Here is a 14,041-nt window from a genome sequence, read left to right as displayed (position 1 = left end):
CCTACGCCAGGGCGCCGATTCGCGCCCGGTCGCGGAGGGCGATCAGTTCGCGGGCATGGGCCTCGAGTTTGCGATCCTCGTCGGACTGCGGAACCCACTGGCGTGCCCGGGTCGCGACGCCGTTGTCGTCTACGGCGGCGACGACGGTCAGGCAGTGGGTGGTGAGGTTCATTTCCCCGGTCCGGGGATCGCCGGACCGCACGTGCACCGAAATGTGCATGGTCTGGGCGCCGGTGTGGAGCAGGCGGGCGTCGACCTCGACGATGTGCCCGATCTGGATCGGGCGGTAGAACCGGACGCCGCCGGCGTAGACCGACACGCACGGGGTGCCGTTCCACGACGTGCCGCACAGGTAGGCGGCCTCGTCGATCCAGCGCATCACGGTTCCACCGTGCGTCTTGCCACCCCAGTTGACGTCGGTGGGCGCGGCGAGGAAGCGGGTGAGCGATTCCGGCGCGGTGCCGGCGTCGGTGTAACTCTGCTTGCTCATCGCCTCTTCGATATCGGCGCGCAGGCCGATACGCATGACCGCCTCGTCGGCCTCGGCGCGGTCGGCGGCCGTGACGGGCTTCCACGGCGGCACGCTGGTCGGCTTCCCGGAGTCGTCGACCGCCACGAAGATGACGAGGCAGTTGCTGGCCTCGGTGAACTGTCCGGTGCGCGGGTCCGCGGACGACACGGTGCACTGGATGTGCATGCTGGACCGGCCGGTGTGGACGAGTCGTGCTTCGACCTCCACGAGGTGCCCCGACTCGATGGACCGGGTGAATTTGATGTTCCCCACGTATGCGGTGACGCAGTAGGCCCCGCTCCAGCCGACCGCGCAGGCGTACGCGGCCTTGTCGATCCATTCGAGGATCCGGCCGCCGTGGACGGCCCCGCCGAGGGTCGCGACCTCGGTGGGTGCGGCCAGGAAGCGGAGGGTGATGCTGCGGGGAGGAGTGGTCATCGATGTGATCCTCGGGTGTTCGACGTGGCCGGCACGAGGGCGCGAACCGGGGACGGCGAAACGTCGTTGTCCGCCGGTGGCGGGGAAATTATCCCACAGATGCACCGGACCGACTCGTCCACGATGTGAACGGGGCGCAGGTTGACGAGCGCTTGTGATGGGGCGCACACTCAATCGGACCGCACAGCGTTCTCAACGTACGCACAGCGTACGAGAGTGATCGGATCAGGTGATGACTTCAACGTCGACGACGACCGCATCCCCGGTGGGCCGGGCCTCCTGCGACTACGTGGACCGGGAGTTCTACCTCCCCGCGCAACGGGTGCTGCCGTGGACGGCGAACCTCGCGGCACTCCCCGGCGAACCGGGGGCACCCCTGCGCGTGACGGGTGTGGTCCGGTCGCGCACCGGCGAACCGCTGTCGGGCGCCGAGATCGAGATCTGGCACGCGGACGCCGACGGATGCTATTCCGGGTACTCCGCGGAGATCCTGCGCAACAACCTGCGCGGCATCGTCGTCACGTGCGCCGGGGGTCGCTTCGACATCACGACCGTGCAGCCCGCGCCGTGTGAATTCTCCAGCGCCCGAGGCGATGCGGATGTGGGACACCTCAACGTCGTCGTCCACGCACGCGGTTTCCGGTCGCTCGAGACGCGCTTGGTGCCGACGCCGGACGCTTCGCGAGAAGTGGACGAGTCCGCCGTCGAATCGTTCGTCGACCTCGGTGCCGACGGGCAGGTCGCCTGCGACTTCGTGCTCTACCCGATCTGATCGACGTGCGGTCCTCAGCCGGCGTAGCCCATGTCGGCGCCGAGGGCGGCCGCGGCGGCGAGGACGCACGGAACGGCCTGTTCCCGGAACTGCGCGGGAGTGTTGCGCGCGGACGACGTCGAACAGGCGACGACGCCCACGACGGTGCCCGTCGCGTCGCGGACCGGTGCGGCCAGCGAGATCAATCCCTTCTCGAGTTCCTCCGACGTCAGCGCGTAGCCCTGTTCCCGGACCTTGCCGAGTTCGCGTTCGAGTTCTGCCGCGGACCCGATGGTCTCGGGCCCCAGCTTCTGGAACGTCGACTCGGCGACGACCCGTTCGACGACCTCGTCGGGAGCCCAGGCGAGCAGGGCGCGGCCCATCGAGGTGGCGTACGCGGGGACGCGGGTGCCGACCGAGACGTTGATGCTCATGATCCGCCGGACGGGGACGCGGGCGGCGTAGACCACGTCGGCGCCGTCGAGCACGCCGAGGGAGGCGGACTCCTGCGTCTTCTCCGCCACCTCGAGCAGCCGGGGCATTGCGGCCTCGATCAGCGCGTGCGACTCGGAGTAGTGCTGACCGATGCTGAGCACCCGCGGGGTGAGCGACCACCGTCCTCCCGAACCCGCGACGTACCCCAGCTTCTGCAGGGTGAGCAGGATCCGGCGGACCGCGGGCCGCGACAGTCCCGCCTCCGTGGCGAGTTCGGCGAGTGTGGGGTTCGGCCGCTGGGCGTCGAACGCGAGGAGTACCGCGAATCCGCGCTCGATGCTCTGGATGTAGTCGCGATCGTTCTCGGGCATGGCGGCCTCCACCAGGGGGTTCTCGTATCGATCCGAACTCGGGGTTGACATTTCAATGTGACTGCGCGCACAGTAGTGGTGTACGCACAGCGTGATCGTAGTACGCAAAGCGTACAAGACGCAAGACCCTCCGGCGTGTGAACACCCACCGCGTCGCCCAGAACTCGATAACAGCCCGTCCGAATCCCTCCAGCCCAAGGAGAAAAGATGACCACCACCGAGAGCCCCACCGCAGCCGGTTCCGGCACCGCCGCCACCGACAAGTTCAAGGCCGAACGCGTCAGTGCCGACACCTCGCCCGAGCGGCTCGCCGCGATCGCCAAGGACGCCCTCGGCGCGCTCAACGACGTGATCCTCAAGCACGGCGTCACCTACCCCGAGTACCGCGTCTTCAAGCAGTGGCTCATCGACGTCGGCGAGGGCGGCGAATGGCCGCTGTTCCTCGACGTGTTCATCGAGCACTCCGTCGAAGAGGTGCTGGCCCGCAGCCGCAAGGGCACCAAGGGCAGCATCGAGGGCCCGTACTACATCGAGAACTCGCCCGAACTGCCGTCGAAGTGCACGCTGCCGATGCGTCCCGAGGACGAGAAGATCACCCCGCTCGTCTTCGCCGGTCAGGTCACCGACCTCGACGGCAACGGCCTCGCGGGCGCGAAGGTAGAACTGTGGCACGCCGACAACGACGGCTACTACTCGCAGTTCGCCCCGCACCTGCCCGAGTGGAACCTGCGCGGCACGATCATCGCCGACGACGAGGGCCGCTACGAGATCACCACCATCCAGCCGGCGCCCTACAAGATCCCGACCGACGGTCCCACCGGCCAGTTCATCGAGGCACAGGACGGCCACCCGTGGCGTCCCGCGCACCTGCACCTCATCGTGTCGGCGCCCGGCAAGGAGTCGGTCACCACGCAGCTGTACTTCAAGGGCGGCGAGTGGATCGACAGCGACGTCGCGTCGGCCACCAAGCCGGAACTGATCCTCGACCCGAAGACCGGTGACGACGGCAAGAACCACGTCACCTACAACTTCGTGCTCGACCCCGCGTGAACCGTTCCACCCGTAGAGAAAGTGATCCGATGACCGACCTGTCGATCGTCTCCGTCGAAACGACGATCCTCGATGTGCCGCTGGTGCGTCCCCACAAGTTCGCCACCACGTCGATGACCGCGCAGCCGCTGCTCCTGGTCGCCGTGAAGACCGAGGGCGGCGTGACCGGCTACGGCGAGGGCGTCGTCCCCGGCGGCCCCTGGTGGGGCGGCGAATCGGTGGAGACGATGCAGGCGATCGTCGAGAAGTACATCGTCCCGGTGCTGCTGGGCCGGGGCGTCGACGAGATCACCGGCATCATGTCGGACATCGAACGGGTGGTCGCGAACGCGCGTTTCGCGAAGGCCGCCGTCGACGTCGCGTTGCACGACGCCTGGGCGCGCAGCCTGGGTGTGCCCGTGCACACGCTGCTCGGCGGCGCCTTCCGGAAGAGCGTCGACGTCACCTGGGCCCTCGGCGCCGCACCCGCCGAGGAGATCATCGAGGAGGCCCTGGGCCTGGTCGAGTCCAAGCGGCACTTCAGTTTCAAGCTGAAGATGGGCGCCCTCGATCCCGCCGTCGATACCGCGCGGGTGGTCCGGATCGCGCAGGCCCTGCAGGGCAAGGCCGGGGTCCGGATCGACGTCAACGCCCGCTGGGACAGGCTCACCGCCCTGAAGTACGTGCCCCGCCTCGTCGATGGCGGAGTCGAACTGATCGAACAGCCCACACCCGGTGAACAACTCGAGGTCCTCGCCGAGCTCAATCGCCTGGTTCCCGTCCCGGTGATGGCCGACGAGAGCGTCCAGACTCCGCACGACGCCCTCGAGGTCGCCCGGCGCGGCGCGGCCGACGTCATCGCGCTCAAGACCACGAAATGCGGCGGACTCGCCAAGAGTCGCGAAGTGGTCGCGATCGCCAAGGCTGCCGGAATCGCCTGTCACGGAGCGACGTCCATCGAGGGCCCGATAGGCACCGCGGCGTCCATCCAGTTCGCCTGCTCGGAACCCGGAATCAACTTCGGCACCGAACTGTTCGGACCGCTACTGTTCAGCGAAGAGTTGCTGCAGGCACCGATCCGCTACGCCGACGGTCAGGTGTTCCTGCCCGAAGGCCCCGGACTCGGCGTCGAACTCAACATGGACGCGGTCAAGACCTGGACCAGGAACTAAGGAGAACACCACCCGATGGCACTTTTTCACGTCCGCATGGACGTCGCCATTCCCCGAGACCTCGACCCGAAGGTTCGGGACGAGACCATCGCCAAGGAGAAGGCGTACTCGCAGGAACTCCAGCGCTCCGGCAAGTGGCCCGAGATCTGGCGGATCGTCGGGCAGTACAGCAACATCAGCATCTTCGACGTCGAGTCGGCCGACGAACTGCACGAGATCCTGTGGAACCTTCCGCTGTTCCCGTACATGAAGATCGAGATCATGCCGCTCACCAAGCACGGTTCCGACGTCAAGTAGGGCGGCGCCTATTTCTGTTGCGCCAGTAACCGGTCGACGGCGCGCACGCTGAGGACGTGGTCGAGTGCCATGGTGGCGCTGCCGACGACTCCCGACAGTTCCCCGTGCGTCCAGGGGAGGATCTGAAGCTGTTGGGTGGCCACGGCGATCGCGTTGCCGTAGAGGGTTTCGCGTAGCCCGGCGACGAACGTGTCGTACGCCTGCGCCATGTCGCCGCCGACGATCACGACCTCCGGGTTGAGAAGGTTGATCGCGCCGGACAGGACCTCGCCGATCTGACGCCCGCTCTCGCGGATCATCCGCCGGGCCTCGGCGTCCCCGGCGAGGGCGAGGGTGATCACGTCGCGGATGTGCGTCACTTCGCGTCCCTGCTCCTGCAGGTTGCGGACCAGCGCCCACCCGCCGGCCACGGCCTCGATACATCCCACATCACCGCAGCGGCACACGACTCCGTGTGCCGCTGCGGTTTTCGTGTGTCCGATCTCGCCGGCCGCGCCGAGGGCGCCGCGCTGGAGCACGCCACCGGACACGAGTCCGGCGCCGAGGCCGGTGGACGCCTTGATGAGCAACATGTCGGCGAAGTCGCGGCGTTCCCCGCGCCGCTCCGCCAGGACCATCACGTTGGCGTCGTTGTCGACGAAGACGGGGGCGTCGGTGACGTCGGCGAGGAACGGCTGGAGGGGGACGCCGTCCCATCCCGACATCATGGGGGAGTTCAGGCTGCACCCGCGTTCGGTGTCGACGGTGCCGGGGAGGCTGATCCCGATCCCGACCGTCCGTCCCGCGGTCTCGCCGAGGCTCTCGCGGAGTGCGATGAGGCGCGTCGCGATGACGGGCATCAGCTCGGCCGGGCTGGTGCCGATTTCCTGCTCCACGTCCTCGGCGACGATCACGTCGCCGGCGAGGTCGCAGATGGCCAGCTGGGTGCGGCTCCGGCCGATGGCGGCGGACAGCACGACACCTGCCTGGACGTGAAACGAGAGCTTCACGGGTGGGCGGCCGCCGGTCGAGACGCCTTCCTCCCGTTCGACGACGAGTCCCGAGGATTGCAGCGACGACACCCGGGCCGCGACCGCCGTGCGCGACAGTCCGGTGAGGTTGCCGATCTCGGTGCGCGTGGTGGCTTGCCCTGCGCGAATGAGCGCGAAGACGTCGCCACCCGTCGCCGGGGAGGTCGTCGAGCGAGGCGTCCGCATGCAGGCCATTCAACCAACCGGACACGCGTCTGACAACGTAAGCCCCGGACCTTTGTTCACAAAAATACGTAAGTCTGTATTGATCGAAAGCCAAAGGTCGCCTATCGTCGTCTGTGACGGCCCACACATACGGCTTTCAGAGGGAGATGACATGTCACCAGCGACCACCGTGGATCCGTGCGATTTCGTCGTGTTCGGCGGCACCGGCGACCTGGCGGTTCGTAAGCTGCTTCCCGCGCTCTACCTGCGCGACAGGGACGGCCAGCTGCCCGCCGAAACCCGCGTGATCGGTGCCTCGCGGGCCGGTCTCGACACCGACGGCTACCGCGACAAGGTGCGAGGAGAACTCGCGCGGTTCGTCTCCGGCGATCAGCTGGATTCGGACACCTGTGAGCGATTTCTCAATCGCCTCGAATACGTCACCGTCGACGTCGCGGATCCCGCGAACTGGTCGGACCTGAACGACTGTCTCGCCGACCGCGACGGCGCGATCCGGGTGTTCTACCTGGCGTGCGCTCCCGGCCTGTTCGGGCCGATCTGCGAGAACCTCGCCCTGAACGGTCTCGCCGACGCGCAGTCCCGCGTAGTGCTGGAGAAGCCGATCGGGCACGACCTCGCCTCGGCCCGCGCCGTCAACGACGCGGTCGGCGCCGTGTTCGAGGAATCGCAGATCTTCCGTATCGACCACTACCTCGGCAAGGAGAGCGTCCAGAACCTTCTGGTCACGCGATTCGCCAACACCTTCCTCGAGCCGCTGTGGAACTCCTCCTCGATCGACCACGTGCAGATCAACGTCGCCGAGTCGCTCGGAGTGGGCAGCCGCGGCGGCTACTACGAGTCGGCGGGTGCACTGCGGGACATGCTGCAGAACCACCTCCTGCAGCTGCTCTGCCTCGTCGCGATGGAGCCGCCCACGTACGTCGACCGCGAGACCGTGCGTGACGAGAAGCTCAAGGTCCTCCAGGCCCTCAAGCCGATGAGCCCGCAGGACGTCGAACGCTGCACCGTCGCAGGACAGTACGGCCCCGGACTGGCCGACGGGATCGCCGTGCCCGGATACCAGGACGACGTCGAGAACCCGGACAGCACCACCGAGACGTTCATCGCCGTCAAGGCCGAGATCCAGAACTGGCGGTGGGCCGGCGTGCCGTTCTACCTGCGCACCGGCAAGCGCATGGACCGCCGGTGCTCGGAGATCGTGGTGCAGTTCAAGCCCGTCCCGCACCCCATGTTCCCCGGCAGCGAGGGCCACAGCGAACCCAACCGCCTCGTCATCCAGTTGCAGCCCCACGAAGGCATGCGGCTGCACATGACAGCGAAGGAGCCCGGCCCCGGCGGCATCCGCCTCAAGCCGGTGTCGTTGGACCTCAACTACATCGAGACGTTCAAGCGTCCGTCGCCCGACGCGTACGAGCGGCTGCTGATGGACGTCGTCCGGGGCAACCCGACCCTGTTCATGCGCCGCGACGAGGTCGAGGCGGCGTGGGAGTGGGTCGAGCAGATCCTCGTCGGCTGGGAGAAGTCCGAGCGCGGACCGCGCCGCTACCCGGCGGGCACCAACGGGCCCACCGACGCGACCATCCTGATCGAGCGCGACGGCCGCGCCTGGCACGAAGGAGTCACCGCATGACCGACGCATCCACGACCCCGGCCGGCGTGCACCCCGTCCTCGCTGCCGTCACCGAACGCATCGTCGAGCGCAGCAGGCCCGAGCGCACGGTCTACCTCGACCGCATCCGGCAGGCCGCCGACCGCGGTCCGGCGCGCGGCAAGCTGGCCTGTGCGAACCTCGCGCACGGTTTCGCCGCGTCCGGCCCGGCCGACAAGAAGGCGCTGCGCACCTTCGTCAAGCCGAACGTCGCGATCGTCTCGTCGTACAACGACATGCTGTCGGCGCACCAGCCGTTCGAGCACTTCCCGCGGCAGCTGAAGGCCGCGGTCATGGAGGCCGGTGGCATCGCCCAGTTCGCCGGTGGCGTCCCCGCGATGTGCGACGGCATCACCCAGGGCCGCGACGGCATGCAGCTGTCGCTGTTCAGCCGCGACGTCATCGCGATGGCGACGGCGATCGGACTGTCCCACGACATGTTCGACGCCGCCCTCATGCTCGGCGTGTGCGACAAGATCGTGCCGGGAATGCTCATCGGCGCACTGGGTTTCGGTCACCTGCCGACCATCTTCGTTCCCGCCGGACCGATGACGTCGGGACTGCCCAACAACGAGAAGTCCCGGGTGCGCCAGCTGTACGCGGAGGGCCGCGCCGACCGCGAGGAACTACTCGACGCCGAGGCGGCGAGCTACCACGGCGCCGGCACGTGCACGTTCTTCGGCACCGCCAACTCCAACCAGCTCCTCATGGAGGTCATGGGCCTGCACCTGCCCGGATCGAGCTTCGTCAACCCGGGCACCCCGCTTCGTGACGCGCTCACGACGGAGGCCGGAAAGCGCGTCACCGGTCTCACCGCTCTCGGCGACGACTACACACCGGTCGGCGAGGTCGTGGACGAGAAGGCCGTCGTCAACGGCTGCGTGGCGCTGCTCGCCACGGGTGGTTCGACCAACCACACCATGCACCTCGTGGCGATCGCCCGCGCCGCCGGAATCACGCTCACGTGGGACGACCTCGCCGAACTGTCGGCCGTCGTCCCGCTGCTCGCCCGGATCTACCCCAACGGGTCGGCGGATGTGAACCACTTCCACGCGGCCGGCGGCCTCGGCTACGTCGTGTCGTCGATGCTCGACGCGGGACTGCTGCACGAGGACGTCAAGACCGTCGTCGGTCCGGGCCTGCGCAGGTACACCGAGGAGCCGAAGCTGTCCGGTGACGGCGTCGAATGGCAGCCCGGGACTCCGGTCAGCCACGACACCAGCGTCCTTCGCGGCCCCGAGGAACCGTTCGCGGTGAACGGCGGCCTGAAGATGCTGAAGGGCAACCTCGGCGAATGCGTCATCAAGGTGTCCGCGGTCAAGTCCGAGCACCAGGTCGTCACCGGCCCGGCGCGGGTGTTCGACGACCAGCTCGACTTCCTCGCCGCGTTCGAGGCGGGCGAACTCGACCGCGACTTCGTGGCGGTGCTGCGCTACCAGGGTCCCCGCGCCAACGGCATGCCCGAACTGCACAAGCTCACACCGGTTCTCGGGTCCCTGCAGGACAAGGGCCGCCGCGTCGCGCTCGTGACCGACGGCCGCATGTCGGGTGCATCCGGCAAGGTTCCCGCCGCGATCCACCTCACCCCGGAAGCCGCGGTGGGCGGACCCCTGGCACGGGTGATCGACGGAGACGTCCTGACCGTCGACGCTGTTGCCGGAACGGTGAACGTCCACGTCGACGACGCCGAGTTCGCCGCCCGGCCTGCGACCGGCCGTGCGCTCGGCGCCGACGAATGGGTCGGCACGGGACGCGAACTGTTCGCCGGCCTGCGTGCCGCCGTCGGACCGGCGACCCAGGGCGCCAGCATCTTCCATCCCCAACCCGTCTAAGGAGTATTCAGTGACGAACAGCCCCTCCCTCCTCGACCGCGTCCCGGTCATCCCCGTCGTCGTCGTGGACGACCTCGGCGACGCAGTGCCGGTGGCCCGTGCGCTGGTGGCCGGCGGCATCCCGATGATCGAACTGACGCTGCGCACGCCGTGCGCTCTCGACGCCATCAAGGCGATCGCGAGCGAGGTGCCGGAAATCTGCGTCGGGGCGGGCACGATCGTGGAACCGGTCCAGGCCGCACAGGCGGCCGAAGCGGGAGCGCAGTTCCTGGTCTCGCCGGGCAGCACCGAAACCCTCCTGAAGGCCATGACGGACACCGGACTACCGCATCTCCCGGGCGCGGCAACCGTCTCCGAGGTGCTCTTCCTGCTCGAACACGGCTACCGCGAACTCAAGTTCTTCCCCGCGGAGGCGTCGGGCGGCGCGAAGTTCCTCGGCTCGATCCACTCGCCCGTCCCGGCCGCGCGGTTCTGCCCCACCGGCGGCATCTCCACGTCGAACGTCGGCGACTACCTGTCGCTGCCCAACGTCGGCTGCGTCGGCGGATCCTGGCTGACGCCCGCCGACGCGGTGCGGCAGAAGGATTGGGACCGGATCAGCGGCCTCGCACGTGAGGCGTCCGCACTCGCCCGGTAGCGCGGTACGGTGACGTGGTGCGCGACAGTGACAACGGTGATCCCCCCCGGCCGGGTTCTCAGTCGTCGCTGAAGTCCGCCAACCAGCACCGGGTGGTCCGGGAGCTCCAGACCTCGGGTGAACTCACCCAGGCGGAGATCGCGCGCCGCACTGGGCTGGCACCCGCCACCGTCTCCAACATGGTCAAGGAATTGACCGCGGCCGGGATGGTCGCCGTGCCGGACGGTGACCACCCCGGCCAGCGGGGCCGGGCGGTACGGCTGACCCGAAAAATGGGGCTCGCCGTGGGGATCGACTTCGGGCACCGTCACCTCACCGTGGCCGTGGCAGACATGGCGCACCAGGTGCTCGCCGAGGAACGCGTCGAACTCGGGCCGGGCCACCGCGCCGAGGACGGCGTGGTCCAGGCGGGCACCCTGCTGGATGCTGCCCTCGATCGACTCGGCTGCGATCGCACGTCCGTCCTCGCCGTCGGCATGGGCCTGCCCGCGCCGCTCGAGACCGACACCGGCGAGGTCGGCGGTCCGTCGATCCTCCCGGGGTGGGTGGGGGTCGACGCCGCCGCCATCGCGTCGGAATACCTCGGCACCGCCGTGCACGTCGACAACGACGCGAACCTCGGTGTGCTCGCCGAGCACATGTGGGGCGCGGGCCGGGGGACCACCGACCTCGCCTACATCAAACTGTCCGACGGGGTGGGTGCCGGGCTCGTCCTCGACGGCCGGCTGTATCGCGGAAGGGGCGGCACCGCAGGCGAAATCGGGCATCTGACGCTCGACGAGTTCGGTCAGGTGTGCCGCTGCGGCAACCGCGGCTGCCTCGAGACCCTCGTCGCCTCGCACGTCGTGATCGGACTGCTCGAACCCAGCCGCGGTCCCGACCTCACCATCGCCGACATCGTCGCGATGGCCGAGGGCGGGGATGCCGCGTGCATCCGGGTGCTCGCCGACACCGGGCGGCACGTGGGTGTCGCGGCGGCGAGCCTGTGCAACCTCGTCAATCCCGAACGCCTCGTCATCGGCGGCGAACTCGCGCTGGCCGGCGAACTGTTGCTGGGGCCGATGCGTGAGGTGGTCGGCCGGTACGCGGTGCCCAGCGCCGTGCGTTCCCTCGACATCCGGGTCGCCGAACTCGGCCCCCGTGCGCAGGTCCTCGGCGCCGTCGCGCTGGGTCTGCGATCCGCGCTTCCGGCCTGACCGTTCGTCGCTGACTCCTCGATCGATGCGAGGGTGAACATTGCGCTGTCTATGTTCATTCGTGAACGTAAATCGTGCAAAACAGGCATTGCATGTTCATGTCTTGACGATTCCCGTGTTTGTTGCCTACTGTGTTCCACACCACAACGAATGCGCTCTCTGCGCAGGCCTCGGCCCGATCCGAGTCTCGATCACCCCTTGCTCACGAGGAGTCCCATGTCTGAAAACGTCCTGTTGCCCGGTGCGGAATCGCCCGGTGACACCGCAGAGGGCACGTCGGTTCCCGTTCGTATCGCGGCCGTCGCCGCGCTCGGCGGGCTGCTGTTCGGTTACGACAGCGCGGTGATCAACGGCGCCGTGTCGGCGATCGAAGGCAAGTTCCACGTCGAGTCCGCCCTCCTCGGATTCGCGATCGCCTCGGCGCTGCTCGGTGCCGCGGCCGGCGCCATGCTGGCCGGGCGGATCGCCGACCGGTACGGACGCCTCGTCACCATGCGGGCCGCGGCCGTGATGTTCCTGCTGAGCGCCATCGGCACCGGGTTCGCCGCCAACGTCGAGATTCTCGTGACGTTCCGGATCGTCGGCGGCATCGGCGTGGGTCTGGCCTCGGTCATCGCACCCGCCTACATCGCCGAGATCTCGCCGGCCCGGGTGCGCGGACGGCTCGGATCTCTGCAGCAACTCGCGATCGTCACCGGCATCTTCGTCTCCCTGCTCGTCGACTACGCGCTCGCCGCGCTCGCCGGCGGCTCCCAGGAAGAACTGTGGTTCGGGCTCGAAGCCTGGCGGTGGATGTTCCTCGCGATGTGCGTGCCCGCACTGGCGTACGGCCTGCTGTCGCTGACGATTCCCGAATCTCCCCGCTACCTGATCGCGCAGGGACGCCTCGGCGAGGCCCGCGGCGTCCTCGCGGTTCTGCTGGGGGAGAAGGGCCTGGACCTCAAGATCGAGAGCATCCGCTCGTCGCTGGCCAGCGAGACGCGACCGTCGATCCGCGGCCTGAAGGGCTCCGCGTTCGGGCTCATGCCCATCGTGTGGATCGGCATCGGACTGTCCGTCTTCCAGCAGTTCGTCGGGATCAACGTGATCTTCTACTACTCCAGCGTCCTGTGGCAGGCCGTCGGCTTCGACGAGGGCAGTTCGCTGCAGATCACGGTCATCACCTCGGTGGTCAACATCGCCACCACCCTCATCGCCATCGCGTACATCGACCGGGTCGGCAGGCGGCCGCTGCTCATCATCGGCTCCGCCGGTATGGCCGTGACGCTCGCGACCATGGCGGTCATCTTCGGAACCGCATCCACCACCGTCGTGAACGGCGTCACGACGCCGCAGCTGACCGGACTGCAGGGACCGATCGCTCTCGTCGCCGCCAACCTGTTCGTGGTGGCCTTCGGAATGTCCTGGGGCCCCGTGGTGTGGGTCCTGCTCGGCGAGGCGTTCCCCAACCGCATCCGCGCCGCGGCCCTCTCGCTCGCCGCGGGCGCCCAGTGGGCGGCGAACTGGCTCATCACCGTCACGTTCCCGTCCATGAAGGACTTCTCGCTCGGAATCTCCTACGGGTTCTATGCCGTGTGCGCCGTGCTGTCGCTCGTGTTCGTGCTGCGCTGGGTCAAGGAGACGAAGGGCGTGGAACTCGAAGCCATGCACGCCGATTCGGTCGCGTAGGGCCTGCACTCTCCGACGACGACACCCGCGAGAATCTCACTCGCGGGTGTCGTCGTCGTCCTTCATCTGCTCGACGGCCGTCGCGGATTCGGTCACGATCGCGCGCATGGCCGCTTCCGCCGCGTCGGGGTCGCCCATCTGGATGGACGACGCCACCACACCGTGCAACCGGATCGCTTCGGTCTCGGCGACGTGCGGCATCAGCGAGTGGCGGGTACGGCCCTCGAGTACCTCCACGACGATCTGCGACATCGCGCGCAACAACGGGTTCCCGGACGCGGTGAGCAGGGTGCGGTGAAAGTCGGAGTCGTGGGCGAGGTAGGCGTCCGTGTCCGCCGCACGCGACGTCGACGACATTCCGATGACCGCGGCCGTCAGTGCCCCGCACTGCTCCGGCGTCGCCCGGGTCGCCGCGAGACGAGCGGCGAGCGGTTCGATCCCCGACCGCAGTTCGCTCAGGCTCGACAGCTGCTCGAACCGCTGCGGTCCGGCCAGCTTCCAGCGAATCACGCTCGGATCGAGGGAATTCCAGTGTTCCTCGCCGAGGACGGTGATCCCGACGCGCCTGCGCACGGCGAGGAGTCCGAGCGATTCGAGTACGCGGACCACTTCACGCACGACGGTGCGGGAGACGGAGTACTGGGTGACCACGTCGTCCGCGGAGATGCGGGTGCCTGCCGCCACGACCCCGGCCACGATGTCGCTGCCCAGCCGATCGAGCACCGTCTCGTGCAACTGCCGGTATTCGGCACCGTCTGCGTTGGTCATCCGCCGATGGTCCCACGGTTGCCCCCACTGAACACACGTTGGCGTGCCATTCGAGCTCTAAGTAGTACTTATTTGGTGGTGGCCTTGAAATC

Annotated in this window: 13 protein-coding genes; 9 read left to right on the top strand and 4 right to left on the bottom strand. The window is 68.2% G+C overall.

What is annotated here, in order from left to right; genetic code table 11:
• Position 1: 1 nt before the first annotated feature.
• Complete coding sequence (locus ACFTWF_RS13085; RefSeq protein WP_378461633.1) at positions 2–949, bottom strand: acyl-CoA thioesterase; 948 nt, start codon at positions 947–949, stop codon at positions 2–4.
• A gap of 232 nt (positions 950–1,181) precedes the next feature.
• Between ACFTWF_RS13085 and ACFTWF_RS13080 the strand changes: the two genes are divergently transcribed.
• Positions 1,182–1,721 (top strand): intradiol ring-cleavage dioxygenase, encoded by a 540-nt coding sequence (locus tag ACFTWF_RS13080; protein ID WP_378461632.1) that lies wholly within the window; start codon positions 1,182–1,184, stop codon positions 1,719–1,721.
• Positions 1,722–1,735: 14 nt separating this feature from the next.
• On the opposite strand, the gene ACFTWF_RS13075 is transcribed toward ACFTWF_RS13080, so the two are convergent.
• On the bottom strand, positions 1,736–2,506 hold the full coding sequence (locus ACFTWF_RS13075) for an IclR family transcriptional regulator C-terminal domain-containing protein (RefSeq protein WP_378461631.1): 771 nt from the start codon (positions 2,504–2,506) through the stop codon (positions 1,736–1,738).
• A 207-nt stretch (positions 2,507–2,713) separates the two neighbouring features.
• Between ACFTWF_RS13075 and catA the strand changes: the two genes are divergently transcribed.
• Genes catA through catC form a run of 3 tightly spaced genes read left to right on the top strand, consistent with a single transcriptional unit; the run spans position 2,714 to position 5,004 of the window.
• Entirely contained in the window at positions 2,714–3,556 is an 843-nt protein-coding gene (gene catA / locus ACFTWF_RS13070; RefSeq protein WP_378461630.1) for a catechol 1,2-dioxygenase, read from the top strand.
• A 29-nt stretch (positions 3,557–3,585) separates the two neighbouring features.
• Positions 3,586–4,707: a muconate/chloromuconate family cycloisomerase gene (locus ACFTWF_RS13065; protein WP_378461629.1), complete on the top strand. Its 1,122-nt coding sequence runs from the start codon at positions 3,586–3,588 to the stop codon at positions 4,705–4,707.
• A 15-nt stretch (positions 4,708–4,722) separates the two neighbouring features.
• Complete coding sequence (gene catC, locus ACFTWF_RS13060; protein WP_378461628.1) at positions 4,723–5,004, top strand: muconolactone Delta-isomerase family protein; 282 nt, start codon at positions 4,723–4,725, stop codon at positions 5,002–5,004.
• Between the two features lie 8 nt (positions 5,005–5,012).
• On the opposite strand, the gene ACFTWF_RS13055 is transcribed toward catC, so the two are convergent.
• Positions 5,013–6,200 carry an ROK family protein gene (locus tag ACFTWF_RS13055; RefSeq protein WP_378461627.1) on the bottom strand — a complete coding sequence of 396 codons (1,188 nt, stop codon included), beginning with the start codon at positions 6,198–6,200 and terminating at the stop codon, positions 5,013–5,015.
• Between the two features lie 151 nt (positions 6,201–6,351).
• Between ACFTWF_RS13055 and zwf the strand changes: the two genes are divergently transcribed.
• The 5 genes from zwf to ACFTWF_RS13030 all read left to right on the top strand — a co-directional run bounded on the left by zwf (position 6,352) and on the right by ACFTWF_RS13030 (position 13,181).
• Positions 6,352–7,830: a glucose-6-phosphate dehydrogenase gene (zwf, locus tag ACFTWF_RS13050; protein WP_378461626.1), complete on the top strand. Its 1,479-nt coding sequence runs from the start codon at positions 6,352–6,354 to the stop codon at positions 7,828–7,830.
• Positions 7,827–9,680, top strand: coding sequence for a phosphogluconate dehydratase (gene edd / locus ACFTWF_RS13045; protein WP_378461625.1), 1,854 nt, complete (start codon positions 7,827–7,829; stop codon positions 9,678–9,680). Before zwf ends, edd begins: the two co-directional genes overlap by 4 nt.
• 10 nt (positions 9,681–9,690) lie before the next feature.
• Positions 9,691–10,317 carry a bifunctional 4-hydroxy-2-oxoglutarate aldolase/2-dehydro-3-deoxy-phosphogluconate aldolase gene (gene eda, locus ACFTWF_RS13040; protein WP_378461624.1) on the top strand — a complete coding sequence of 209 codons (627 nt, stop codon included), beginning with the start codon at positions 9,691–9,693 and terminating at the stop codon, positions 10,315–10,317.
• Between the two features lie 17 nt (positions 10,318–10,334).
• Positions 10,335–11,513, top strand: coding sequence for an ROK family transcriptional regulator (locus tag ACFTWF_RS13035; RefSeq protein WP_378461623.1), 1,179 nt, complete (start codon positions 10,335–10,337; stop codon positions 11,511–11,513).
• A 216-nt stretch (positions 11,514–11,729) separates the two neighbouring features.
• Positions 11,730–13,181, top strand: a complete 1,452-nt coding sequence (locus ACFTWF_RS13030) for a sugar porter family MFS transporter (RefSeq protein ID WP_378461622.1) — start codon at positions 11,730–11,732, stop codon at positions 13,179–13,181.
• A gap of 36 nt (positions 13,182–13,217) precedes the next feature.
• On the opposite strand, the gene ACFTWF_RS13025 is transcribed toward ACFTWF_RS13030, so the two are convergent.
• Positions 13,218–13,949, bottom strand: a complete 732-nt coding sequence (locus ACFTWF_RS13025; RefSeq protein WP_378461621.1) for a FadR/GntR family transcriptional regulator — start codon at positions 13,947–13,949, stop codon at positions 13,218–13,220.
• Positions 13,950–14,041: the final 92 nt, after the last annotated feature.

The sequence above is a fragment of the Rhodococcus sp. NPDC056960 genome, assembly GCF_042674125.1.
Classification (GTDB): Bacteria; Actinomycetota; Actinomycetes; order Mycobacteriales; family Mycobacteriaceae; genus Rhodococcus_F.
The sequence above is the reverse complement of the archived record's forward strand: the minus strand, read 5'-3'. Positions and strand labels throughout refer to the sequence as shown.